The following is a 22543-nucleotide window of genomic DNA, read 5'->3' as shown; positions in this document are numbered from 1 at the left end:
TTCCGAACACGGAATAAGGCTCGGAGGAGTGCTTCGCGACATATGAATGATGCAGGGGACGGACGGTCGCGTTCATGACCGACAGAATACGCGTACCGATCGATTCGGAGTCACAAATCCTGATCGCCCGCCAGCAGGCACGGCTGTTGGCCGCGGAGCTGGGCTTCTGGTCGGTCGAGCAAAGTTTCATCGCCATGGCCATCTCCGAGGTGGCGCTCAACATCCTTCAGTACGCCGGAAAGGGCGAAGTCGTTCTGAGTAAAACCCAAAAAAACGGTGGTCAGGGCATCCTCATCGTCGCCCGCGACGATGGCCCCGGCATTCCGGACGTCGCACTGGCCATGCAGGAAGGCTATTCCACCAGCGGAGGCGCCGGCTTGGGGCTGGCGGGGGCCAAGCGGCTTATGGACGAGTTCGATATCGTGTCCGAAGTCGGGAAAGGCACGACCGTAACCATGAAGAAGTGGGTACGCTAGATCGAAGCCGATGCGCGGGTGCCGCTCACACCGAACGATGCGGACGAATTGAATTGGCCGGCGGTCGGCGAGTCCAATTAGCCGGGCGAGTCTTTTTCTGCCCCGCAAAGACGCGGCGTTTTCGGCCCGGCGCCGTACGGCTGCGTCTTGGAGACAGGCCATGAATGAAGAATCAGTCGAGCGTGAGCTCGCAGCGCAATACTCTGCGGCATTGCGGGACTATTCGGCCGGCGTGGAGGGTCATCCGTTACTCCGGGCCTATCGGCTGGGACGCCGGGCCATCGCGGAGAATTTCGGCCTCCCGGCGCTGGAAGCGGCGCATCACGCGGCACTCAAAGACCTTGCTGCACGAGCCATTGAAACCGAAGAAGGCGTCGATGTCGAACTGCAGGCGGAGGAGTTCTTTCGAGAGGCTCTGGCGCCTTTCGAGAGATCATCGCGCGGCGGTGACGTCATAACCCGAATGCGCCTGCTCAACGAAAGTTTGGAGCGGACCAACCGACGCCTGATCGAACTCAAGCAAAAACAGGACCGCACGATTGCCGAACTGAGGCAAACCGCGGAAACCTCGCGCCAGGGCTTCCTGGAACTGGAAAAACGGGTGCAGGCACAAACTTCGGCGCTGGCTACGACCGGGGCGACCCTGCGCGGCGAAATCGCCGAGCGAAAGCTGACCGAAATCGCCCTCAGGGAAAGCGAGGCACGGTTCCGGGCGGTTTTCGAACGAGCCGGCATCGGCATCGCACTGCTGGACGAAAACGGAAGGATTCGGGAATGCAACAGTGCCTTTCAGGACATGCTGGGATTCGACGCCGAAGAGCTGCACAACCGGGTTATTTTCGAACTGAGCTACCCGGAAGACTTCGAGATCAGCGTGCAGCGGTTCAAGGGCCTGGTCGAAGGACGCTATAGGCACTATCGGCTGGAAAAACGCTTTGTCCGGAAAGACCGCACGGTGGTATGGGTCCGCAAGATCGTTTCCGGAACTTACGGATTCAGTGGCGAACTGCAATTCGCCGTCGACATGATCGAGGACATCACCGAAAGCAGAACCGCCGAAGAGTCTTTGCGGGAAAGCGAAGCCCGCTTCCGCCAGATTGTCGACATGGCCAGCGAATGGATCTGGGAGCAGGACGCGAAGGGCTGTTACACCTATTCCAGCGCCGCGGTGCACCATATTCTCGGCTACCGAGCCGAGGAGATCGTCGGAAAGCCCTATTACGAGCTTTTCTTCCCGGAAGACCTGGAATCCTCCGGGACCCCGGCACAGGAACCGGCCGGCCGCCAGGAATCTTTCGTTCGCCTGATCAACCGCTATCGGCATAAGAACGGCCGTGAGGTCTTTACCGAATCCACCGGCATTCCGGTCTTCGACCGACGGGGCCGATTGCTGAAATGGCGCGGGGTGGATCACAACGTCACCGAACGCAAACGTTTCGAGGACGCCCTGAGACTTCGGGACCGGGCCATCGAGGCTTCCAGCGTGGGTATCATCATCACCGATCCCTATCGGCCGGGGAATCCCATCATCTACGCCAATCCCGCATTCGTTCAGATGACGGGCCGCAGCCGGGACGAGGTCATCGGGTGGAATCCCCGCTTTCTGCAAGGGCCGGAGACCGATCCGCAGGCGATCGAGGAAATTCGGAAGGCGATGCGGGAACAGCGCGATTGCCACCTGACGCTGAAAAATTACCGGAAGGACGGCACGCCGTTTTGGAACGAGCTGTTCATCTCTCCGGTGAGAGACGATCACGGCCGGCTGACGCATTTCATCGGCACCCAGACCGATGTCACCGCGATGCGGCGCATCGAAGAAGAGCGCCACGAAATGGAAATCGCAAGACAGATCCAGCTGTCGCTGCTGCCGAGCGTCCCGCTGCGGATGAAGGGCGCGCTGGTGGCGGGGTATTGCCTGCCGGCGGTTCACGTCGGCGGCGATTATTTCGATTATTTCGCCACCGAGGAAGGGGTCGACATCGTGATCGCCGATGTTTCCGGGCACTCGGTGGGCGCGGCTCTGATCATGGCCGAAACCCGCAGCACCCTGAAGATGGGAACCGACTGGATGGCGAAGGGTGCGGCGAAACTCCGCAACGGCGCAAGAAAAACCCTGTCGGTTCTGAACGATCTCCTGTTCGAAGATTTGAACCGCGCCAGCTTTTTCATCTCCATGTTCTACCTGAGCTATCACTCGGGCACCCGCCGCATCCGCTACGCCAATGCCGGGCACAACCGTCCGCTGCTGCTGCGGAGAGGCGAGCGGAGCTGTCTCGAATTGGACGCCGAAGGGCTCATCCTGGGCGTAAAGAAAGGCGTGACGTTCGAAGAGAAAGCGCTCTCCCTGAACGAAGGCGATATGGTGCTTCTGTATACCGACGGGATAACCGAAGCCCAGAACAGGCAAGGAGAGTTTTTCGGCGAGTCGCGATTGTGCGAGCTTGTCGTCGGACATGCTCAAAGCTCCCCCGAAGAGCTCATCCGGATCATCGTCGACGAACTCGGAGCGTTCCGCCAGGGCCGCTCCTTCGACGACGATATTTCCTTGGTGGTGCTGAAAGCGCTTTGAACAAGGGAGTGTTTTGCGAATGGCGGGGTCCAATGAATGGCTTTCGACCTGCGGAAGAGGTGAATTGTGTCCGCACCGACCGAAACCGGAACCGAGGCTTCCGGTGTTAAAGAACCGCCCTTGTTCAGCTTCAGGCGTCTCTTACTTGTCCTGGCGGGCTATGCGACGCTATATCTCTCGGCCCGCTGGTACGAAGGCGCTTATGCATGGTCGACCGGGCTCGACGCTTTTGCGCCGGAGTTCGAGACTTACTGGATGAATCTCTTCTATGCGGAAATCGTGGTGGAAACGGTCGTGGCCGCCCTTTTGTGGGGCTGGTTATGGCGGAGCCGGGACAGAAATCTGGAAAATTACTGGGCTCACTTCATCGCGACCGAAACCGTATTGTCCAGGGCGCGGGGCGCGGCCGCGCGGGAACTGCTGTGGAAGACCCGGGACCGCGCGGTGGTGACGCTGACCCCGCGCGAAGAATTGCGCCGGAACATGACCCACCTGATCTGGCTGGCCGCCTACGGTTTCGCTTTTTACTGGGGAACGAGTTTCTTCACCGAACAGGACGCGACCTGGCATCAAACCGTGGTGCGCGACACCGACTTCACGCCCAATCACATCATCGTGTTCTATCTCAGCTACCCGGTTTACATTATCACCGGCTGGGGGGCTTTTCTGTACGCGAAGACGCGCCTGCCGTATTTCGCCAAGGGCCTGTCCGTGCCCTACCTGTTTTCCGTGGTCGGTCCGTTCACGCTTTTGCCGAACGTCGGCTACAACGAATGGGGGCACACCTTCTGGTTCATGGAAGAGGTGTTCGTCGCGCCGCTGCACTATGGCTTCGTGGTCTTCGCCTGGTTTGCGTTGTCCATCAGCGGCGTCTTGCTGCAGGTTTTCTCCAGCATCTACAAAGTGGCATGCCCGTAGGTCGGCAATCCCTTGCCGACAAAGACGCTCACCCGGGCCCGCAGCGTCGGGAAAGGATTCCCGACCTACAAAGTGGCATGCCCGTAGGTCGGCAATCCCTTGCCGACAAAGACGCTCGATCAGAAAACGCTTCACCGGTCTTTTTCAGGTACCCACGCAATGATCCGAAGCGGCGCACCGCTGCCGCCTTCGATCTTCATCGGCAAGGCCATCACTATGGCGCCGGCCGCCGGCAATTCCCCTAGCCGGGCAACGTTTTCGAAGATCGGAATACGCTTCTGTGACAGGATCCGATGGGTCTCGAAATGCGACGATTGCCCGTAATCTATGCTCGCCGTATCCAGCCCGACAGCCTTGACGCGGCGCTGTTCGACCAGCCAGCGTGCCGCGTCCGGGTCCAGGCCGGGGAAGTGGAGCTTCGCCACCGCCGCCTCACCCCGTTCGGCAGTGCCCAGATAGCGGGCCGGGTCCGGCCAGAACCGGTCATAGCCCGTACGCACCAGCACGATCGCTTGTTCGGGAATCTTTCCGTGGTCTTTCTCCCAGGCTGCAAGATCGTCGAGACTCGCCCGGTACTCGCGATTTTCCACGGCCTTGGACGAGACGTCGATCACCACGGCGGGACCGATCAGCCGGTCGAGCGGAATCTGATCGACCGCGGGAGCGTTGTCGGAAAAGTGGTTCGGGGCGTCCAGATGCGTGCCGCCATGTTCCGCCGCCCGGAATTCGTAGGCTTCGTAGTGATAGCCCTTTGCGGTGGTCCCGACGAACACCGGCTCCAGGCGGAAGGGTGTCGACGTCGGCCAGTAGACGGTCGCCGCGGAAAAGGAATGGGTGAGATCCACCCAGCGCCCCGTGAGCCACGGATCCTGCTGCGTGGCGCAACCCGTCGCCGAAACCAGCGCCGCCGTCAACAGGGTTGTGCGGGCCAGGCGCTCGAGCCGGGAAGTGTTCGGTTTGAAAACGAATCGCATGAAATAATCCATGGACAGGCACCTCGATGATGGTTTCCGACTGCCTCTTGACGTCATTTTACCTAGAACCCATTATTTCTACGTTAAGGAAGCTCTGAATAAGCCCTCTCCCTCTGGGAGAGGGTTGGGTGAGGGCCTGTTGGATCAATCAGTTGGACAGGTGGTTTCTCTGATTTGGAGAATTAATCAGAGCTTCCTTAAGGCGTCACACGGGCTAGCCTCTTTCGCGGTGTGGATCCGGTACCGCGAGGCCGCCAAAAGGCTCGAAGGCGACACGCCCATCGCTCCCGGCGCCCAAAATCCATTTTTTCTCATTAACACCAGGGCCTGGCCTACATTATGATGAGAGAGCACGGTGGACATCGAACGGCCTGACTCGGCCCCGCATGCCGCCGTCCGTGCCACGAACGGCCTCCGGCGAACTTGGATGTTGATGGCGGCTGTACGAGAGGCATCGAGAGCAACCCGGGCGCGAGCCCGTCCTGAACTCCGTCCAAGTGGGCCTGACACGCAGGCGTCGGCAAGGGATGGCCGACCTACGCCTTGATCGGCGGTCAATTCCGGCCCCATCGGCAGGGTATTTTGAACCGACATTCTTGACGTTTTTGGGAAGGGATTCCATGAACCAGACATCACGCATTTCCGGCACCGAGCCGGCTCCGTCGAATCGTATCTCCTGGGCGGCAACGCGATATCATCCCGCGGTTTTTTTCAAAAACGGGCGGCACCCTCGCGTCTAAGCCGTCAATTTGTCCAAACCACTGAACGACTGCGCAGAAACCTGCCCGGTGCGGACTTTCGCGCGTAACGGGACGCCGCGAGGCGGGCCGAGAAACAACATTGGGAGAATGGAAGCATGCCAATGAACCAGGCTGTTCGATCCGAGCCCGGCCCTGTCCGGCAGACCAGGTTTTCGTTCGGGAATCCACCCCGGGGTTCCGTCGCCGTCGTCGACACGATCGAGGGTATCGAATGCTGTAGCGAGGCTATCGAGGATTTGGCGGAGAACGCGGTGCACCCTAATCCGTTCTACGAACCGTGGTGTTTTCTGCCTTTGCTGGGCGCTTCGGACCGGAAACGCAGATTGCGCCTTCTGCTCGTTCACGGAACCAACGACGACGGCTCGGGAGCGCACGACACTCTGATCGGTTTTTTCCCGTTCGAGCAGAAACTTCTCCACCCGCTATGCCCCGTTCACTGCCTGTGCCCGTGGCGGGATTCCTATCGTTGGACACTGCGCCGCACGCCGCTTCTCCGCTCCGGCGCGGTGGCCAATGCCCTGGCGACTCTCGGCCGTTGGCTGGTGGCTGAAAGGCACGCTCCGAAGATCCTCGTCCTGGACGACCTGCCCGGCGGAAGCGGAATCATCGACGGGGTCGAGCGCTGGCGTGCCGAGGACCGGCGCTTGTGCCATGTGCCGGACATGCATGAATCCCATCTTTACCGCCGCCAAACCGATGCCGAGGCTTATTTCTCCCGCGTACTTTCCGGGAAACGGCGCAGGCATCTCAAGCGCCTGCGCCGCCTGCTCGAGGATCTCGGGCCGGTAAGGGTCGCCGATGTCGACGAGTCGGAGGACATCGACCGTCTCCTGAACGAGTTCATCGCCCTGGAATCCAGCCAATGGAAGGGCAAAATCGGCACCTCCATGGCCTCGATGCCGAACGGCTCGGAGATCGCCAAGGCCATTCTCAAAGAAGCGCACCGTCGTAAGCGCCTGTCGCTGCTCACTCTAAGGGTCGGCGATCGGCTGGTCGCGGCGCGCAGCGCCTTCCTCGCGCATCCCGGATGCTTCGGGTTCAAAATGGCGTACGACGAAGATCCTGTGTATGCCCGGTGCGGTCCGGGCTTTCTGCTGGACCAGGAGGGCATCGTTCGACTGCACGACGACGGCGACCTCCTCGGCAAGGACATCGAATGGCTGGACAGCTGCGCCGTCGAGGCAGCCGCTCTGCCGCTGAGCATGCGAACGGAACCCCTGCCGCTACACCGCTACGTTGTCGCGGTACGCGGCGGCGTCAGCGAAATCGTGTCGCGCCGCTTTCACCGGGTGATGCAAGCGCTTCCGTGGCGAATACGCCGGATGTCCGCGTTTTAGACGCCGATGTCTTCCCGCCACAGCTCCGGGTGAGTCTCTATGAAGCGGGACATGAGGCGAATACAGGCGGAATCGTTGCGTACTTCGACCGAGACACCGCGCAGCCTCAGCAGCTCCTCTTCGCCCAGAAACGTCTGGTGCTCGCCGATCACGACCCTGGGAATCCGATAAAGCAGGATCGCACCCGTACACATGATGCAGGGCGACAGCGTGGTGTAAAGCGTACACTCCCGGTAAACCGCCGCGGGCTGTCGCCCGGCATTCGCCAAGGCATCCGTTTCCGCGTGCAGGATGGGGCTGCCCTGCTGCACGCGCAGGTTGTGCCCGCGGCCGATGATGCGATCCCGGTGCACCAGTACCGATCCGATCGGTATGCCCCCGGTTTGCAGTCCTTGCTCGGCTTCTTCGAAAGCGGCTTGCATGAATTTGTCCACGCGCTTGCTCCATGGGTCGACGAAAAAACGGTCAATGGGGCGGTATTCGGGCTTTCCCGGCACTTTCAGCGGTGCGGTGCCCGGAATGCTGGTCCGGCCACAGATCTTTCTGGATCAAATACAAGGTCGGGAATCCTTTCCCGACGTCGTGGCTCGGGTGAGCGTCTGCGTCGGCAAGGGATTGCCGACCTACGGCCATGCCACTTTGTAGATACTGTTATCCGGGTCAAGTGCCATGGAGTGCTGGATCGAAGGGTTTTCCGGACTTGAGGACGCCGAAAGCGACCTGGAGGAGCTTGCGCATCATGGCACCGATGATGAGCTTGGCGGGCTTGCCCGAGAGCGCGAGCCGGTTCTTGAAGGGCTGGCCCCAAGCGGTCTTATACAGGATCACCATGGCTGGCATGTAGAGGGCTTTGCGCAAGAAGGCATGGCCGACCTTGGACAGCCGCGGCTTGGTTTTCACGCTCGTTCCGGACTCCTGCCGGCGCGGGTCGAGCCCGGCGAAGGCGACGGCTTGTCGGCTATTGGCGAAGCGGCTGGGCTCGGCATAGAAGGCGAGCAGAATGGCGATGGTGCGTTCCCCGATACCGGGGATGCTCTCGAGTAATTCGCGCTTCCCCTTCAGATCGGGGTTAGAGTCGATGTGCTCATTGATGGTTTTGATCAGGCTCTTGATCTGCTGATCGAGCCAATTCAGGTGTTCTTGAATGTTGGTGCGCACCGCGTCCCGGGCGACCTCCAGGCGGTTACTTTCCTGGGTCCGCAGGGCTTGCAACGCATCCAGACGCAACACGAGCGCGCGCAAGGCGATTTCGGCTTCGCTTCTCGCCTGCCAGGGAGGCGGATGGCGCTCGGCGCAAAATTCGGCGATGAGGCGCGCATCGACGGCATCGGTTTTGGTCCGGGTTAAGCGGGAAGCGGCATAGGCTTTGATTTGGGCAGGGTTGATGACGCTGACAGTGAACCCTTGGGTAGCCAAGCACTGGGCGACGTCTTCCCAATACACCCCAGTGGCTTCCATACACACGTGAACATTCCGTGCCTCTGGGCCGGTGAGCCAAGTGACGAGGGTGGCGAACCCGTCTTGGGAGTTGGCGATGACTTTGGTTCGGAACTTCCCGTTGGGGAGGCGTAACGCGCAGTCCAGTTTGGCTTTGGCGACATCAATTCCGAGATAAAACGTGGGCATCATGAACCTCAAATGATCTACCTTGTGAATGCGGGCTGCCGGCAAGCCGGGCCGAAGATACTGTTCGATCGCTCGATGAGGGTGAGCGACTGCTGCATCGATCTACGCAACGGGCTTGGTGTCCCAAGGGCGGGAACGGCATCCAGTCGCTCAAACCTGGAGCGCCCTCCAGGCCTGTGGTGACCGGTCGGGAGTCTTCTCCAACCCCTTCCGAACCACACGGAATTCATAATACAAGGTCGGGAATCCTTTCCCGACGTCGTGGCTCGGGTGAGCGTCTGATCGAGCGTCTTTGTCGGCAAGGGATTGCCGACCTACGGGCATGCCACTTTGTAGGTCGGGAATCCTTTCCCGACGTCGTGGCTCGGGTGAGCGTCTGCGTCGGCAAGGGATTGCCGACCTACGGCCATGCCACTTTGTAGGTCGGGAATCCTTTCCCGACGTCACGGCCCGGTCGAGCGTCTTTGTCGGCAAGGGATTGCCGACCTACGACCGTGTCGCTTATACCAGGCTGGCCGTCGATTGCCGGGGTCTCAGGGAGTCGATAAGCAGCATCGCGACGCCTATGGTGATCGCCGAATCGGCGACGTTGAAGGGCGGCCAATGCCATTCCCCGTAAAACACGTCGAGAAAGTCGATGACGTATCCGTATATAACCCGGTCGATGAGGTTGCCCAGCGCGCCGCCGAGCACCAGCGCCCAGGCGGCGGCTTCCCAGCGCTGATTCTTGCCGAGTCGGCTCAGCCAGTAACAGATCGCGCCGCTGGCAATGACCGCCAGGCCGATGAAGAGCCAGCGCTGCCAGCCTCCGGCCTGACTCAGAAAGCTGAACGCCGCGCCCTCGTTGCGCAAATAAGTGAGCTGGAAAAAAGGCAGTAGGCCGACCGATTCGTACAGTTCCATAGAGCGGTCGACCATCTGCTTGGTGAGCTGGTCCAGGCCGACGACCAGCGCGGAGAGCCAAAGCCAATGCAGCATAAGCGTCAGGCGTAAAGACGGGTTTCGCCCGGCCCCGCGACGTTTTCGACGCAACGTCCGCAAAGCTCGGGATGATCGGCATGCTTGCCGACGTCCTCGCGGTGATGCCAGCAGCGTACGCATTTGGGCTTGTCCGACGCTCGAACTTTCAGCTCCAGTCCTTCCATGCCCGTCGGGAGCGTATCGCTTGCGCCATCCGGCCGCAGGTTCGCGTACGACGTGATGAACACGAAGCGGAGATCGCTTTCGATCGGGGCAAGTCGTTCGAAAACCGGCTGACTGCAGTAAAGCTCGACTTCGGCATCCAGGGACGAGCCGATCTCGCCGCGCACGCGCAGCACCTCCAGTTCCTTGCTCACCGCCTCGCGGACTTTGAGGAGGAAATCCCAGAACTCGCGGTCGAACGGGGAGGGCTCGTCCAGCGGGAACAAGCCTTCGTACCAAGTCTCCAGAAACACCGAATCGCTCCGTTTGCCGGGCAGATGGCGCCAGATTTCATCGGCCGTGAAGCTCAGGATGGGTGCCAGCCAGTGGGTCAAGGCTTCGGCGATGTGGTACATCGCGGTCTGCGCCGATCGCCGCGGGAGGCTGTCCTCGCGGCAGGTGTACTGGCGGTCCTTCAGCACGTCGAGATAGAAGCTGCCCAGGTCGATGGAGCAAAAGTTGTGGACTTTTTGGTAGACCAGGTTGAACTGGTAGGTCTCGTAGGCTTCGACGATTTCCTGCTGCAGACGGAAAGCCCGGTCCACCGCCCAGCGGTCGAGCGCCAGCATCTTTTCGGGCTCGACCGAATGCCGCTCCGGATCGAAGCCGTTCATGTTGGCGAGCAGGTAGCGGGCGGTATTGCGCAAGCGCCGGTAAACGTCTGCCGTGCGCTTCAGAATCTCGTCGGAGACGTTCATCTCGGCCCGGTAGTCGGTGGCCGCGACCCAGAGTCTCAGGATGTCGGCTCCGAGGTTCTGCACCACTTTCTGCGGGGCTACTACATTGCCCCTGGATTTCGACATTTTCTTGCCTTCCGCGTCCACGGTGAAGCCGTGGGTCAGCACCTGCCGATACGGCGCGGTGTCGCGGATCGCGACCGAGGTGAGCAAGGACGATTGGAACCAGCCGCGATGCTGGTCCGAGCCTTCGAGGTACAGATCGGCCGGGGCATGCAGGTCTTCCCGCCGATCCAGCACGCAAAAGTGGCTGACGCCGGAATCGAACCAGACATCCAGCGTGTCGTTGATCTTCTGGTACTGAGCCGCCTCCTCGCCCAGCAATTCGACGGGATCGAGCTCGAACCAGGCGTCAATCCCCCGTTCTTCGACTCTTTGCGCGACCGCTTCGATCAGGTCTTCGGTACGCGGGTGCAGGGCGCCGGTCTCGCGATGGACGAACAAGGCGATCGGCACGCCCCAGTTGCGCTGCCGGGAGACGCACCAGTCGGGCCGGTTGGCGACCATGCCTTCGATACGCGCCTGTCCCCAGTCGGGTATCCATTGCACTTTCTTGATTTCTTCCAGTGCCTGGTGGCGAAGGTCATTCTTGTCCATGGCGATGAACCATTGCGGCGTGGCTCTGAATATCACCGGCGTCTTGTGCCGCCAACAGTGCGGATAGCTGTGCTCGATGCGCGCTTCGTGCAGCAGCGCGCCGCGTTCCTTGAGCACCTCGACCACATGGCCGTTGGCGTTCATCACGTGTTCGCCGGCGAACAGCGGCGTGCTCGGCAGGAACTTGCCGTCGTCCGCCACCGGATTGTCGACCGGCAGTCCATAGCGCTGACCGACGACGTAGTCCTCCTGGCCATGGCCGGGCGCCGTATGCACCGCACCGGTACCGGCCTCGAGCGTCACATGATCGCCGAGAACGATCGGTACTTCCCGCTCGTAAAACGGATGCCGCAGCATCAATCCTTCGAGGTCCGAGCCTTTGCAATACGCCACGACGCGATAGTCGTCGACGCCGCAGCGCATCATGACATCTTTCATCAGGGCCTCGGCCACGACCAGCCGTTCCGTCGGCTCCGGACATTGCACCACGGCGTAATCGAACTCCGGATTGAGCGCCACGCCCTGGTTGGCCGGAAGGGTCCAGGGGGTGGTCGTCCAGATGACCACCGACAGCGGCCCTTCGCCCGGATGGCCCGGCACCGAATGACAACGCTGGATCAGCGCGGTTTCGTCGAGCACCCTGAACCGCACGTCGATGGCGATTGAACGCTTGTTTTCGTATTCGACCTCGGCTTCGGCCAGCGCGGAGCCGCAATCGGTACACCAATGTACCGGCTTTGCCCCTTTCACCAGATGGCCGCGCACGGAGATTCGGCCCAAAGCGCGCAGGATGTCGGCCTCGAAGCGGAAATCCATGCTCAGGTACGGATTTTCCCAGTCGCCGAAAACGCCGAGCCGGATGAACTCGCGCCGCTGGATGTCCACTTGCTCGGACGCATAGCTGCGGCAGGCTTTGCGGAAATCGGAGGCGTTGACCTTGACGCCGGCTTTGCCGATCTTCTTTTCCACCATCAACTCGATGGGCAGGCCGTGGCAATCCCAGCCCGGCACGTAAGGTGCGTCGAAACCGTTCAAGCCCTTGCTTTTGACGATGATGTCCTTCAACACCTTGTTTACGGCATGGCCGATGTGGATTTCGCCGTTGGCGTAAGGCGGGCCGTCATGAAGAATGAACTTGGAGCGTCCACGGAAAGTTTCGCGAATCTTCCGGTACAGGTCCATGCCGCGCCAGCGTTCGATCTGCTCGGGCTCGCGCTGCGGCAGATTGGCCTTCATCGGAAAGTCGGTACGGGGTAAATTCAGAGTCGATTTATAGTCCGTGCTCATGATCCAGAGGATGGTGTTGAATTTGAGGTGGCGAAATAGCCTCTTGCGGTCATGACGTCCCGTTGGATCTGGACCTGCAGTTCGGCCAAGCCGTTGAAGCGCTTTTCGTCCCGGAGTTTGCGGTGGAAAACGATTTCCACCTGCTTTCCGTAGAGATCTCCGGAGAAGTCCAGTAAATAGGTTTCCAGGAGCACCGTACGTCCTCCCGCGACGGTCGGGCGTATGCCCACGTTCGCAACCCCCGGCAGCGGATGATCGCCTATTCCGCACATTGTAACGGCAAACACCCCCTGGACAGGAGTGTTTTTCCGTCTCATCAGGATGTTGGCCGTGGGAAAACCGAGTGTTCGGCCGCGCTTGGCGCCGTGGATGACCCGCCCGCAAACCGAGTACGGGCGTCCCAGGAGCCGTCCTGCCCGAGCGAAATCGCCTGCCTCGAGGGCCTTGCGGATCAGGGTGCTGCTCACGCGCCGTCCATCGACCAATACCGATGGTGTATCGACCACTGCGAAGCCGAATTCTCTCCCGGCCTGCCGCAATAGGCTGAAGTTGCCGAGGCGGTTTTTGCCGAACCGGAAATCGTCGCCCACCACCAGGTGTTTGATGCGTAACCCTTGAAGCAGGATCTTCTGGATAAAGCTTTCAGCCGGCAAATCGGCGAGACCCCTGGTGAAGCGGAGCAGCAATACCTGGTCGACCGGCAGCTGCGCCAAGCGCGCCAGTTTTTCGCGTAGCCGGGTCAGGCGGGCCGGTGCTTCGTTCGGAAAGAAATACTCCCGAGGCTGCGGTTCGAAAAGCACGACCACGACCGGCAATTCCAGTCTTCGCCCGGCTTCGGCAAGTCTTTCGATCACTTGGCAGTGGCCGATATGGACGCCGTCAAAATTGCCGATGGTGGCAACGCAGCCTCCCTCGGGAAGGTTCAGATCGGCGAGTCCTCGAATCAGGTGCATGGACGGTCCCCGGTACTCAAGTGCTTTCCGGAACCAGCATGTGCCGGGGACGGAGCCCGGTCAGGGTCAGGCACGACACATAAGCCGCAAACCCCAGTAGTATCCATAGCGCGAGGTGCGAAATTCGATCCCCCGGTGACCAGAGCTGCCACGGATAGGCATTGGATGCATGGATCAGAAGCGGGGACATGACGCCGCCGGCGAGCGCCACGCGCAGGAGAAAAATTCCCCAGCCCGGTTCCGGTCTGTAAATGCGGTCCTTCAAAAGCTTGGCCAGGAGCAGTCCCGCGTTGAGAAGAGCCGCCAGCGCGGTCGCCAGCGCCAGGCCCGCGTGACCCCAGCCGATCGGGGCAAGCTGAAAGATCAGGGCAAGGTTAAGGCCGAGATTGGTGAGAATGGCATAAACGCCATATCGGACCGGAGTCCGAAGGTCTTGCCTCGAGCTGAAACCCGGGATCAGCACCTTGATCGCGATGAAACCTGTCAGCCCTATGGCGTAAGTCATCAGGCTCCGGCTGGCCATCTCGGCGTCATGCGCGGAAAACCGATCATATTGGAAAAGCGTGGCGATCATCGGTTCGGACAGCAGCGCGAGTCCCAGGGTAGCCGGCAAGCCGATCAGGATTACCCAGCGGAGAGCCCAGTCAAGCGAACGGGAAAACCCGTCCCGGTCGCGGTTCGCATGATTCTTTGACAGATGAGGCAGTATCACGGTGCCGATGGCGACTCCGAAAATTCCCAATGGGAATTCCACTAGGCGGTCGGAGTAATAAAGCCAGGATACACTCCCGGAGACTAGAAACGAGGCGATCAAGGTGTCGACCAGAAGATTTACCTGAGGTACCGAAGCCCCGAAAATCGCGGGTCCTATGGTTTTGATGATGCGGCGTACGCCGGGGTCGTGAAATCCGTAGCGGGGTCTCGGCAGCACGCCGGCCCGGAGGAGCGCCGGTACTTGAAAGGCGAGCTGCACGACGCCGGCGATCAGCACGCTCCAGGCCAGGGCGGTAATCGGCTCCGACAGCTGAGGGGCGAGCCAGATCGCGGCGGCGATCATCACCAGATTCAGAAACACCGGGGTGAAGGCGGGTATGGCAAAACGTCCCCAGGTATTGAGGATGGCTCCCGCGAATGCCGTGAGCGAAATGAAGAAAAGATACGGCAGGGTGATGCGCAGCATCGTCACGGTGAGTTCGAACTGTCCGGCATTTCGATAGAAACCGGGCGCAAACAGTATGATGAGGGCCGGCGCCGCGAAAATGCCGACCAAAGTGATGATGAACAGGGCGAGTGACAAGCCGCCGGCCGTTCGATCGAGGAACCGTTTGAGCTCCGTTCGGTCCGCGCGCTCCTTGTAGTCCGACAGTACCGGCACGAATGCCTGAGCGAAAGCGCCTTCGGCGAAAAGCCGGCGCAACAGGTTGGGGATCCGGAAGGCGACGAAGAAAGCATCGGTGCCGGTGGCGGCGCCGAAATAGCGGGCAATGACGATATCCCGAACGAACCCCAGCAGGCGGGAGACGAAGGTCATGCCGCCCACGGCCGCCGTGGATTTCAGTAGATGCTTGCTCAGAGCCTAAGACCAGTGCTTTCGTTGAAGAAAAGGCCGTAGTATAAGGAATTTACACGGCCAAGGCACGGATGAGGCAATACCGCTGATTTTCATCCCGCAACCGGCCCTACCGGAAAAAATGTCCGGGCTGTTGAGCGCCGTGATCGGTATTAGGCTATTGACTCTTGAATTACTTGTGAAGACAATACCGAATTCGCTTAAAACCATTAGGACTAGAGGTTTCCACCTTGGCTAATATTGCTTCAGCAAAAAAACGCGCCAAACAATCGGAAAAACACCGCGTCCACAATGCGGCTCAACGCAGCCGGTTGCGGACCTTCATCAAGAAGGTCGTTCTGGCGGTGGAATCCGGCGACTTGGAGCAGGCGCAGGCCGCATACCGCGCCGCGGTGCCCATCATCGACTCTTCGGTCAACAAGGGCCTGATCCACAAGAACAAGGCTGCTCGCAGCAAGAGCCGTCTCAACGCCCGAGTCAAAGCGCTGGCTCTCAGGGCATCCGCCTGAACCTTTCGCGGAAAGGCGAGGCGGGCGTCGCCTGCCTCTCAGGCCAGCACCAGATTGTCTCTATGAATCAGCTCGGGTTCGTCGACGTATCCGAGTAGCTGCTCGATCCGTGAGCTGGGTTGGCGCATGATGAGCCGCGTTTCGTCTGCGCCGTAATTCACCAGCCCGCGAGCCACCTCGTTTCCCGACATATCCACGCAAGCGACCAGGTCGCCTCTGTGGAAGTCGCCGTCCACGGCGGTTACGCCTATGGGCAATAGGCTTTTGCCGTCTTCTCTCAGCACGCGAGCGGCGCCGTCATCCAGGTGCAGTTTGCCCTTGAGTTTGAGCTGCCCGGCCAGCCAGCGCTTGCGGGCAAGCATCGGGGATACGTCCGGAACCAGGAAAGTACCCAGTTCTTCGCCGCTGATCACCCTCGCCATGACGTTCGCTTCGCGCCCGCTGGCGACGACGGTTGCGGTTCCGGAGCGGGAAGCCAGTCGGGCGGCGCGCAGTTTGGTGATCATGCCGCCGCGCCCGAGACCGCTGCGGCTCTCGCCTACCATTTCGCCGAGGCGAGCATCATTGATGCTGGCCTGATGAACCAGTTGGGCCGTGGGGTCTAGTGTCGGATCTCGCTCGTAAAGACCCTTTTGATCGGTCAGGATGATCAGAAGGTCAGCTTCCAAAAGATTTGCCACCAAGGCGGCGAGCGTGTCGTTATCGCCGAAGCGGATTTCCTCGTTCGCTACCGTATCGTTTTCGTTGATGACCGGCACCACGCCCAGTTCGAGCAGCGTGAGCAGGGTGCTTCGGGCGTTAAGGTAACGCTGCCGGTCCGAGAGGTCGTCGTGGGTCAGCAGAACTTGCGCGGTATGAAGATTGTGCCGTTGAAACTGGGACTCATAGGTCTGAATTAATCCCATCTGCCCCACGGCGGCAGCCGCCTGAAGTGCGTGCAGCGAGTGCGGGCGGGCTTTCCAGCCTAGTCGGCACATTCCCTCGGCGACCGAGCCCGAGGAGACGAGGAGAATTTCTTTACCTTGGTGGCGCAGGGCGGCCACTTGGCCCACCCAATCGCTGATTGCGGGCATATCCAGTCCGCGTCCGCCTTCGGTCAGTAAGGAACTGCCGATTTTGACGATGATGCGGCGGGCACGGGTGAAGTCAGTCCTGTTCTGCATCTTCTGAGTGGTCCTGCTCCAGGAACTCCATGACACTGTAGATCAAATTCTTGAGCCCGTCGCCACGGACGGCGGAGACCCGGAAAACGGGGCCCGTCCATGCAAGGCCGTCGATGATCTCGCGACAACGCTGCTCGGCGGCGTCCTCGGGGAGCCGATCGATTTTGTTCAGAACCAGCCAGCGCGGTTTCTCCTCGAGTTCCCGGTCCCATTGGCGGAGCTCGTCGATGACTTTTTGTGCCGCCGTGACGGGATCTTCCAGGGTTTCGTAAGGTTCGACGTCAACCACGTGGAGGAGCAACCTGGTGCGGGAAAGATGCTTGAGAAACTGTAGCCCGAGACCCGCGCCGTGCGATGCGCCCTCGATGAGTCCGGGAATATCGGCCATGACGAAGCTGCGTTGATCATCGACGCGCACGACGCCGAGGTTAGGGTAGAGGGTCGTAAAAGGGTAATCCGCAACCTTGGGGCGCGCGGCGGATACGCTGCGAATCAAGCTGGATTTTCCGGCATTGGGCATGCCCAATAGTCCGACGTCCGCGATGAGCTTCAGCTCCAGGCGCAGGGTGCGCCGTTCGCCGGGGGTTCCGTTGGTGGCTTTGCGTGGTGCGCGATTGACGCTGCTCTTGAAGCGGGTATTGCCGAGTCCGTGAAAACCGCCTTGGGCCACCATCAATTTTTCGCCTTCCTTGGTCAGGTCGCCGAGCTTTTCACCGGTCTCGGTGTCGAACACCTCGGTGCCGGTAGGTACATGTACAATGCAGTCGGCGCCGGAATGACCGGTACAGTTTCCGCCCGATCCGTTTTGTCCCCGTTCGGCGCGAAATCGCGAGTGAAATCGGAAATCGGCCAAGGTATTGAGATTGGTGGATGCGACCAGGTAGACACTGCCGCCATTGCCGCCGTCACCCCCGTCGGGCCCGCCGAAAGGAATATATTTTTCGCGCCGGAAGCTGACGCAGCCGTTGCCGCCATCGCCCGCCTCAACTCGAATTTCCGCTTCGTCGACAAATTTCATGGTAATGACAAAAAAGCCCCGTCACGGACGAGGCTTCTTCCTGATAATTAAGAGCGGCTCATGATGCCGCTTCGATCCTTAGGCTTCGCTTTGAACGATATTGACGTATTTGCGCTTGAACGGGCCTTTCACCTTGAATTGGACGTGTCCGTCGGTCAGCGCGAACAGCGTGTAGTCTCTCCCGCAGCCTACGTTTTCGCCGGGGTGGAACTTGGTGCCGCGCTGCCGGACGATGATGCTGCCGGCTTGTACGAACTGACCCCCGAAGCGTTTTACGCCCAGTCGTTTGGATTCTGAATCGCGGCCATTGCGTGAACTGCCGCCTGCTTTCTTGTGCGCCATCGTGATTCCTCGCTAATTCGATTAGGCAGAAATGTCGGTGATCTGAATTTCCGTGTAATTCTGCCGGTGACCCGCCTGCTTCATGTAATGTTTACGCCGACGGAACTTGACGATTTTGACTTTGGGATGACGGCCGTGGGCCTTGATGGTCGCGGTTACTTTGCCGCCATCAACGAAGGGTTTGCCTACCTTTAGGCCGGAATCCGTCTGAACCATCAATACCTTGTCGAATTCGATCTGCTGCCCGGCGTCGGCATTCAGGGTTTCGACCTTGACCACGTCGCCCTGTTTCACCCGATATTGCTTGCCGCCTGTCTGTATAACCGCGTACATCTTTTTTGGCTCCAACGCATAAAATTCTTTTAAACGCGAAATGATAACCGTGTAAAGCAAAAGGAGTCAACCGCCCGGCTTTTTCCGTTCGGAAGCAAACTTGCCGGAGCGGAGTCGATTCGCCGCTCGCGCGCAATGAAACGCGCTCTCAAACAGCTACCAGAATTTCGCCCTTGCCCAGTCCGCACATGTCTCCGGCATAGCGCCGCACCCGCTTGAGGGTGTCGGACATCTCGGAGAAGCGGGTATCCAAACCTTCAAAACCTTTCAGAAGCAGCGGTATGAAACCGAGCGTGTGGGTGCCGCAATCGTTGAAAGTGGACGGAACGAAGCCGGGCATCTGGGCGAGTAGCACGGTGCCCCGGTTCATCGCATAGCCGAGGTGGTCGCCGACTTTGCCGAGGACGGCAATGGTTCCCGCCGTCATGCGGGAGCCCAGGTAGCTTCCGGCGTCGCCCTCGATCAGAATGGCGCCTCGCCGCAGATGGTCGCCGACCCGGTCTCCGGCATTGCCCTTGATGATGACCACACCGCCGGCCATGCCTTTCTTGTTGCCGGGCAGGCAGGCGCCGACAAAATCCCCGGCGTTGCCGCGGATCAGGATTTCGCCGTTTTTCATCTCGCAGGCGGCATAGGCGTCGACGCTGCCGCTCACCTCGATGCGTCCGCCCCTGAGTTGCATGCCCAGATAACTGCCGGCATCGCCTTCGATGAGGATTTCGCCTCGGCTCATGCCCCTGCCGACATAGTCGAGCTTGCCGTTGCCGCGAAAGACCAGGCGGTCGGAACCTTGTCCTTCGATGGAAAACAGTTCGTCGGCACGGACTTGCCGATTTCCGTATTGCAGCAACTCGGCGCCGATTTCGTCGGAAGCTCTGTCGGCGAGTCGATCCGGTATCAAAGGGGATACGTCGACTCGCTGTTTGAGTTCGGCCTTCAGGGTGAAGGTAAGCGCCGTCATGCCATGATCTCCTGGAGATGAAAGAGGAAAGGACCCAATTTGCCGCCGTAATTGCCCGCGCTGATGCGGCGGATGCCGTTTTCCGCGCCAAGGCCGCAGGCCGCTTCGATGCCGACCCGCATGGCCTTCTTGATGTCTTCGTCGGTCAGTCCGTCGATAACGATTTCCATGACCGATTCGATTTCCGGGCTCAAATCCGTCTTGGTTTGTCCCTTGAGCGTGGGGCAGAAGGCGTCGTTGGTCGAGGCCGACAAGGCCTTGTATTTCGAACCGACTTTCGAACCGGATCGGACGACGCCGCCGGGAAAGGGCATGATGACGTTGGGGATTTTTTTCATGGCATCGATGGCGGCCTCGCACGCGGCCAAGGCCTGCGGCTGGCTTTCCGCCAGGATCAGGAAGTTGCCGCCGCCTACGGCTTTAACGGTGCAGGTGGTGTCTTCGCAGAGAAACTCGCCGTCCATGACCGGGACGCGCCAGTACCGTTTGCCGCCGATACGCTTGGCGATCTGGAATCCGTCGCCGAAAAAGCGGAGGTTCTTGCCCAGCGGGATTTTGTCGCCTTCGCGGATGCCGGCGAACAACGCCGAGGTGGGCGATGTCAGCACGCACTGGCCGGCGCGGGTTTCCACCTGCTTGGCCAGGGTTTTGCCGCCCATGGCGAAAATCAGCGCGGCGATACCCGGCCGTCCGTCCGGTGTCTCGCTCGGCTCGAGTTCGCGCTCGATACCCGCTTCGCAACCGCAGGCAATTACAGAGGTGGCGAAGCCCGTCATGGCCTGGGCCGCATGATAGGCCCATTTCAGATTTTGAGCGGTGATGATGACCCGTGTGGCTCTCATCGGAAAGGCTTCGGCGAAAGTCGCATCGATCTGGACGCCGTTGATGTTCATTTAGCTCCTCGAGGCTCGTTCGTTTTTAGTGTAGGAAATCCGTTTCTATGCCGTTAACGGTTGGAAACAGGCGAGAGGCAGAATTTGGCCAACGCAGTCGTAGAACGTCAGCGTGCCCTGTTCGTTGCATAGCCAGACTTCTTGCGCGCCGCGGGCGAAATAGAGTTCGCGCTTTTCCTTCATTTCGTCCATGGCGTTGGATGAAGAAAGAACTTTGATGCACAGTTCGGGTGCCTTGCGGTATGGTGTTTGTTCGCCGTGTTCGCGGAGAAATTGGTCGGATATCCAAACCACATCCGGAACCTTGACGCCCTTGGCGGTTTCGACCGGACTTTCCGGAAACACCAGGCCGTCCTGACGTGCCTTGCTTAAGGTCCGAATCAAAAGGCCCTGCAGGATGCCGTGCCGATTGGATGCCGGACTCATGACCACCTGTCCCCATTCGTTGAGCTCGATTTTGAACGGCAGTTCGCGCAGGATCGGGTTGTTGCAGACTTCTTGCCAGTTCACGGCCGTGCCTCCTTCGAGAGCTTCGAGTCAATCACCGCGCGCCGGGCATCCCCGAGTAACATTTTGAAGGCTTCCCCTATCCACGCTCGAAATTAAGCATTTCCCTGGCACGGGTGGACGAGTATTTTGCTGCGTCCGTCGCCTTCGATTTCCCAGTCGCGAATGATGAAATTGTCCAACTTCATGGTGTGGTAACGGTCGAAATAATCCCGCAGCTTGCCTTCGATGCCGGCGCGGTCGAATTCCGGCTTGACCGTGTGCACGTTTCCCCAGACGACTTTCACGACTTCGCCGTTGCGCACGACCAGTTCGCCGTCCTTGAATACATAGGCCGGTTTGGTAAACATCGCCTCCTTGTCGTCTTGCTCGTTATAAACGGTAATATCCCCGGCGGCGCCGGTGCCCAAATGGCCGCGATCGCTGAGGCCCAGGAGCTTGGCGGCGCCGGCTCGGGTCATGATCGCGATCTCGTACAAGCTGTACTCGCGGTCGATGGAGCCGAGCGTGCTCAGCGCGGCGGCATCGGCGTTGATGGTCGAGAGCATGTCGTTACGGAAGCTCTTGTCCATCAGCAGTCGGATCAAATGGGGATAAGTGGTGAACGGCGCGCCGTTGGGGTGGTCGGTGGTGAGGAAAATACGCCAGGGATCGTCCACCAGCAGGAAGGTTTCGAGGCCGATACACCATTGCAGCGCGTTGACGAAATTCTGGTCCCTGTACTTGAACGGTACAACGCCGCAGCCGGCATCGCACTCGATGTCCATGCACACCCATTTGTTCGGGTGGGCATGGTGGGCATTGGCGAACTGGCGCATGGAGTCGCCCGAGGCCGTGACGGTCTGGCCGAACAGAATTTGGCCCACGTCCACCGTAATATTGCGGTTTTTGTTGATTGCTTCGGCAATTTGCGCCGCGCCCGAGGAAAACTTGCGGTCGCCCTCGGTGCCGTAGCTGTGGAACTGGATGTGGGTCAGGTGCATCGGCAGGCCTTCGATGCCGCTGATCGTGTTCAGCGTGGTTTCCAGGTTGCCCGGTACTCCCAGGTTGCAGCCGTGTACGTGCAGGGGGTGGGGAACGCCCAGTTCATGCACCGCCCTGGCCAGTTTCTGAAGGACCTGCCGCGGGGTGACGCCGTAATAGCTGTGCCGGTCGTCCAGATCCAGCTTGCGCTGGTTGAATTTGAACGCGCTGATCCCGCCGGGATTGACCACTTTAATGCCGATGCACTGGCTGGAATGCAGAGTCCAGGCTACATAATCGTTGATGATCTTCTGGTCGGCACCGGATGACAGAAGACGCAAAAAGAAGTCATCGCTGCCGAGCATGGCGTAGCCGCCCACGTCCATGAGCGGGACGTCGGCCATTTCCATATGGGCCTGGCGCGCATTGATGGGGAGCACCGCCGGTTCGAAGCCCGTGGTATAGCCCATTTCGGCGTAACGATAGCCGGTGGTCAGGGTGGAAGGGGCGGCGTGTCCGCAACCCGCGCGCTTCAGTTCCGAACGGGGTGACGGATCGGCGCGGTGGTCCTCCGGCAGGAGGTTGCGGGCGATCGTTACCTTGCCGCCGCCGATATGCGTGTGCATGTCGATGGCTCCGGCCATGATCACCTTGCCGCGGCAATCGTATTCCTGGTCGGGCGCCGTGCCTTGAACGTCGGAGTCGGCTACGATCCGGCCGTCGCGGATGTATATGTCCTGCACTCGGCCATCGACATTGTGCGCGGGATCGTAGACAGTGCCGCCCGTGAGTTTAATCAGCATGAAACTAGCTCTCCTGTGGATCGTTACCGCAAGGTGATACCGCTGGTCTAAATCCGAAATCCGG

Annotated in this window: 21 protein-coding genes; 6 read left to right on the top strand and 15 right to left on the bottom strand. The window is 60.1% G+C overall.

Features of this window, described 5'->3' with window-relative positions:
• The first annotated feature begins 74 nt into the window (after positions 1 to 74).
• The 3 genes from sS8_RS16585 (at position 75) to sS8_RS16575 (ending at position 3963) form a co-directional block, all read left to right on the top strand.
• The gene (locus tag sS8_RS16585) at positions 75 to 476 is read left to right on the top strand and encodes an anti-sigma regulatory factor (RefSeq protein ID WP_119630575.1); all 402 of its coding nucleotides are present in this window, start codon (positions 75 to 77) and stop codon (positions 474 to 476) included.
• A 160-nt stretch (positions 477 to 636) separates the two neighbouring features.
• On the top strand, positions 637 to 3045 hold the full coding sequence (locus tag sS8_RS29255) for a SpoIIE family protein phosphatase (protein ID WP_119630574.1): 2409 nt from the start codon (positions 637 to 639) through the stop codon (positions 3043 to 3045).
• Between the two features lie 66 nt (positions 3046 to 3111).
• On the top strand, positions 3112 to 3963 hold the full coding sequence (locus sS8_RS16575; RefSeq protein ID WP_119630573.1) for a methane monooxygenase/ammonia monooxygenase subunit C: 852 nt from the start codon (positions 3112 to 3114) through the stop codon (positions 3961 to 3963).
• Between the two features lie 131 nt (positions 3964 to 4094).
• Here the strand turns inward: sS8_RS16575 and sS8_RS16570 are convergent, their stop codons facing one another.
• Positions 4095 to 4937 carry a cyclase family protein gene (locus tag sS8_RS16570; protein WP_119632853.1) on the bottom strand — a complete coding sequence of 281 codons (843 nt, stop codon included), beginning with the start codon at positions 4935 to 4937 and terminating at the stop codon, positions 4095 to 4097.
• Between the two features lie 862 nt (positions 4938 to 5799).
• Between sS8_RS16570 and sS8_RS16560 the strand changes: the two genes are divergently transcribed.
• Complete coding sequence (locus sS8_RS16560; protein ID WP_170161120.1) at positions 5800 to 7035, top strand: GNAT family N-acetyltransferase; 1236 nt, start codon at positions 5800 to 5802, stop codon at positions 7033 to 7035.
• Here the strand turns inward: sS8_RS16560 and sS8_RS16555 are convergent.
• The gene (locus sS8_RS16555) at positions 7032 to 7469 is read right to left on the bottom strand and encodes a nucleoside deaminase (RefSeq protein WP_119632852.1); all 438 of its coding nucleotides are present in this window, start codon (positions 7467 to 7469) and stop codon (positions 7032 to 7034) included. The genes sS8_RS16560 and sS8_RS16555 overlap by 4 nt on opposite strands.
• Before the next feature lie 34 nt (positions 7470 to 7503).
• Here sS8_RS16555 and sS8_RS28205 point away from each other — a divergent pair, with 34 nt between their 5' ends.
• On the top strand, positions 7504 to 7680 hold the full coding sequence (locus sS8_RS28205) for a hypothetical protein (protein WP_170161119.1): 177 nt from the start codon (positions 7504 to 7506) through the stop codon (positions 7678 to 7680).
• Between the two features lie 15 nt (positions 7681 to 7695).
• On the opposite strand, the gene sS8_RS16550 is transcribed toward sS8_RS28205, so the two are convergent.
• From sS8_RS16550 to murJ, 5 genes are all read right to left on the bottom strand, one after another.
• Positions 7696 to 8661 (bottom strand): IS110 family RNA-guided transposase, encoded by a 966-nt coding sequence (locus tag sS8_RS16550; RefSeq protein WP_084161956.1) that lies wholly within the window; start codon positions 8659 to 8661, stop codon positions 7696 to 7698.
• A gap of 501 nt (positions 8662 to 9162) precedes the next feature.
• Entirely contained in the window at positions 9163 to 9639 is a 477-nt protein-coding gene (gene lspA, locus sS8_RS16545) for a signal peptidase II (RefSeq protein WP_119630570.1), read from the bottom strand.
• 5 nt (positions 9640 to 9644) lie between these two features.
• Entirely contained in the window at positions 9645 to 12464 is a 2820-nt protein-coding gene (gene ileS, locus sS8_RS16540) for an isoleucine--tRNA ligase (RefSeq protein WP_119630569.1), read from the bottom strand.
• Complete coding sequence (ribF, locus tag sS8_RS16535) at positions 12461 to 13417, bottom strand: bifunctional riboflavin kinase/FAD synthetase (protein WP_119630568.1); 957 nt, start codon at positions 13415 to 13417, stop codon at positions 12461 to 12463. Before ribF ends, ileS begins: the two co-directional genes overlap by 4 nt.
• Positions 13418 to 13433: 16 nt before the next feature.
• Entirely contained in the window at positions 13434 to 14975 is a 1542-nt protein-coding gene (gene murJ, locus sS8_RS16530) for a murein biosynthesis integral membrane protein MurJ (RefSeq protein WP_331852293.1), read from the bottom strand.
• A gap of 242 nt (positions 14976 to 15217) precedes the next feature.
• Between murJ and rpsT the strand changes: the two genes are divergently transcribed.
• Complete coding sequence (rpsT, locus tag sS8_RS16525) at positions 15218 to 15496, top strand: 30S ribosomal protein S20 (protein WP_119630566.1); 279 nt, start codon at positions 15218 to 15220, stop codon at positions 15494 to 15496.
• Between the two features lie 38 nt (positions 15497 to 15534).
• On the opposite strand, the gene proB is transcribed toward rpsT, so the two are convergent.
• The 8 genes from proB to sS8_RS16485 all read right to left on the bottom strand — a co-directional run bounded on the left by proB (position 15535) and on the right by sS8_RS16485 (position 22479).
• Positions 15535 to 16659, bottom strand: coding sequence for a glutamate 5-kinase (proB, locus tag sS8_RS16520; protein ID WP_119630565.1), 1125 nt, complete (start codon positions 16657 to 16659; stop codon positions 15535 to 15537).
• Complete coding sequence (gene cgtA, locus sS8_RS16515; RefSeq protein WP_119630564.1) at positions 16643 to 17677, bottom strand: Obg family GTPase CgtA; 1035 nt, start codon at positions 17675 to 17677, stop codon at positions 16643 to 16645. The genes proB and cgtA overlap by 17 nt, the downstream gene beginning before the upstream one ends.
• 78 nt (positions 17678 to 17755) lie before the next feature.
• The gene (gene rpmA, locus sS8_RS16510) at positions 17756 to 18019 is read right to left on the bottom strand and encodes a 50S ribosomal protein L27 (protein ID WP_119630563.1); all 264 of its coding nucleotides are present in this window, start codon (positions 18017 to 18019) and stop codon (positions 17756 to 17758) included.
• Between the two features lie 21 nt (positions 18020 to 18040).
• Positions 18041 to 18352 (bottom strand): 50S ribosomal protein L21, encoded by a 312-nt coding sequence (gene rplU / locus sS8_RS16505; protein WP_119632851.1) that lies wholly within the window; start codon positions 18350 to 18352, stop codon positions 18041 to 18043.
• Between the two features lie 148 nt (positions 18353 to 18500).
• Positions 18501 to 19313, bottom strand: a complete 813-nt coding sequence (locus tag sS8_RS16500; protein WP_119630562.1) for a formylmethanofuran dehydrogenase subunit C — start codon at positions 19311 to 19313, stop codon at positions 18501 to 18503.
• Positions 19310 to 20206 (bottom strand): formylmethanofuran--tetrahydromethanopterin N-formyltransferase, encoded by an 897-nt coding sequence (gene fhcD / locus sS8_RS16495; protein WP_119630561.1) that lies wholly within the window; start codon positions 20204 to 20206, stop codon positions 19310 to 19312. The genes sS8_RS16500 and fhcD overlap by 4 nt, the downstream gene beginning before the upstream one ends.
• A 45-nt stretch (positions 20207 to 20251) precedes the next feature.
• Positions 20252 to 20716 carry a Uma2 family endonuclease gene (locus sS8_RS16490; protein WP_119630560.1) on the bottom strand — a complete coding sequence of 155 codons (465 nt, stop codon included), beginning with the start codon at positions 20714 to 20716 and terminating at the stop codon, positions 20252 to 20254.
• A gap of 92 nt (positions 20717 to 20808) precedes the next feature.
• Positions 20809 to 22479 (bottom strand): formylmethanofuran dehydrogenase subunit A, encoded by a 1671-nt coding sequence (locus sS8_RS16485; RefSeq protein ID WP_119630559.1) that lies wholly within the window; start codon positions 22477 to 22479, stop codon positions 20809 to 20811.
• Between the last annotated feature and the right edge of the window lie 64 nt (positions 22480 to 22543).

The sequence above is a fragment of the Methylocaldum marinum genome, assembly GCF_003584645.1.
In the GTDB taxonomy this organism is placed as follows: domain Bacteria; phylum Pseudomonadota; class Gammaproteobacteria; order Methylococcales; family Methylococcaceae; genus Methylocaldum; species Methylocaldum marinum.
Note: the sequence above shows the minus strand (reverse complement) of the source record. Positions and strands in the feature narration are given on the sequence as shown.

What these genes read in the sequence shown, in the direction of transcription:
- cgtA (WP_119630564.1), bottom strand. Translation starts at nt 17,677, where the DNA reads ATGAAATTTGTCGACGAAGCGGAAATTCGAGTTGAGGCGGGCGATGGC.
- lspA (WP_119630570.1), bottom strand. Translation starts at nt 9,639, where the DNA reads ATGCTGCATTGGCTTTGGCTCTCCGCGCTGGTCGTCGGCCTGGACCAG.
- sS8_RS16550 (WP_084161956.1), bottom strand. Translation starts at nt 8,661, where the DNA reads ATGCCCACGTTTTATCTCGGAATTGATGTCGCCAAAGCCAAACTGGAC.
- sS8_RS16570 (WP_119632853.1), bottom strand. Translation starts at nt 4,937, where the DNA reads ATGCGATTCGTTTTCAAACCGAACACTTCCCGGCTCGAGCGCCTGGCC.
- sS8_RS16500 (WP_119630562.1), bottom strand. Translation starts at nt 19,313, where the DNA reads ATGACGGCGCTTACCTTCACCCTGAAGGCCGAACTCAAACAGCGAGTC.
- rplU (WP_119632851.1), bottom strand. Translation starts at nt 18,352, where the DNA reads ATGTACGCGGTTATACAGACAGGCGGCAAGCAATATCGGGTGAAACAG.
- fhcD (WP_119630561.1), bottom strand. Translation starts at nt 20,206, where the DNA reads ATGAACATCAACGGCGTCCAGATCGATGCGACTTTCGCCGAAGCCTTT.
- rpmA (WP_119630563.1), bottom strand. Translation starts at nt 18,019, where the DNA reads ATGGCGCACAAGAAAGCAGGCGGCAGTTCACGCAATGGCCGCGATTCA.
- ribF (WP_119630568.1), bottom strand. Translation starts at nt 13,417, where the DNA reads ATGCACCTGATTCGAGGACTCGCCGATCTGAACCTTCCCGAGGGAGGC.
- sS8_RS16585 (WP_119630575.1), top strand. Translation starts at nt 75, where the DNA reads ATGACCGACAGAATACGCGTACCGATCGATTCGGAGTCACAAATCCTG.
- ileS (WP_119630569.1), bottom strand. Translation starts at nt 12,464, where the DNA reads ATGAGCACGGACTATAAATCGACTCTGAATTTACCCCGTACCGACTTT.
- sS8_RS28205 (WP_170161119.1), top strand. Translation starts at nt 7,504, where the DNA reads ATGGGGCGGTATTCGGGCTTTCCCGGCACTTTCAGCGGTGCGGTGCCC.
- sS8_RS29255 (WP_119630574.1), top strand. Translation starts at nt 637, where the DNA reads ATGAATGAAGAATCAGTCGAGCGTGAGCTCGCAGCGCAATACTCTGCG.
- sS8_RS16560 (WP_170161120.1), top strand. Translation starts at nt 5,800, where the DNA reads ATGAACCAGGCTGTTCGATCCGAGCCCGGCCCTGTCCGGCAGACCAGG.
- proB (WP_119630565.1), bottom strand. Translation starts at nt 16,659, where the DNA reads ATGCAGAACAGGACTGACTTCACCCGTGCCCGCCGCATCATCGTCAAA.
- sS8_RS16485 (WP_119630559.1), bottom strand. Translation starts at nt 22,479, where the DNA reads ATGCTGATTAAACTCACGGGCGGCACTGTCTACGATCCCGCGCACAAT.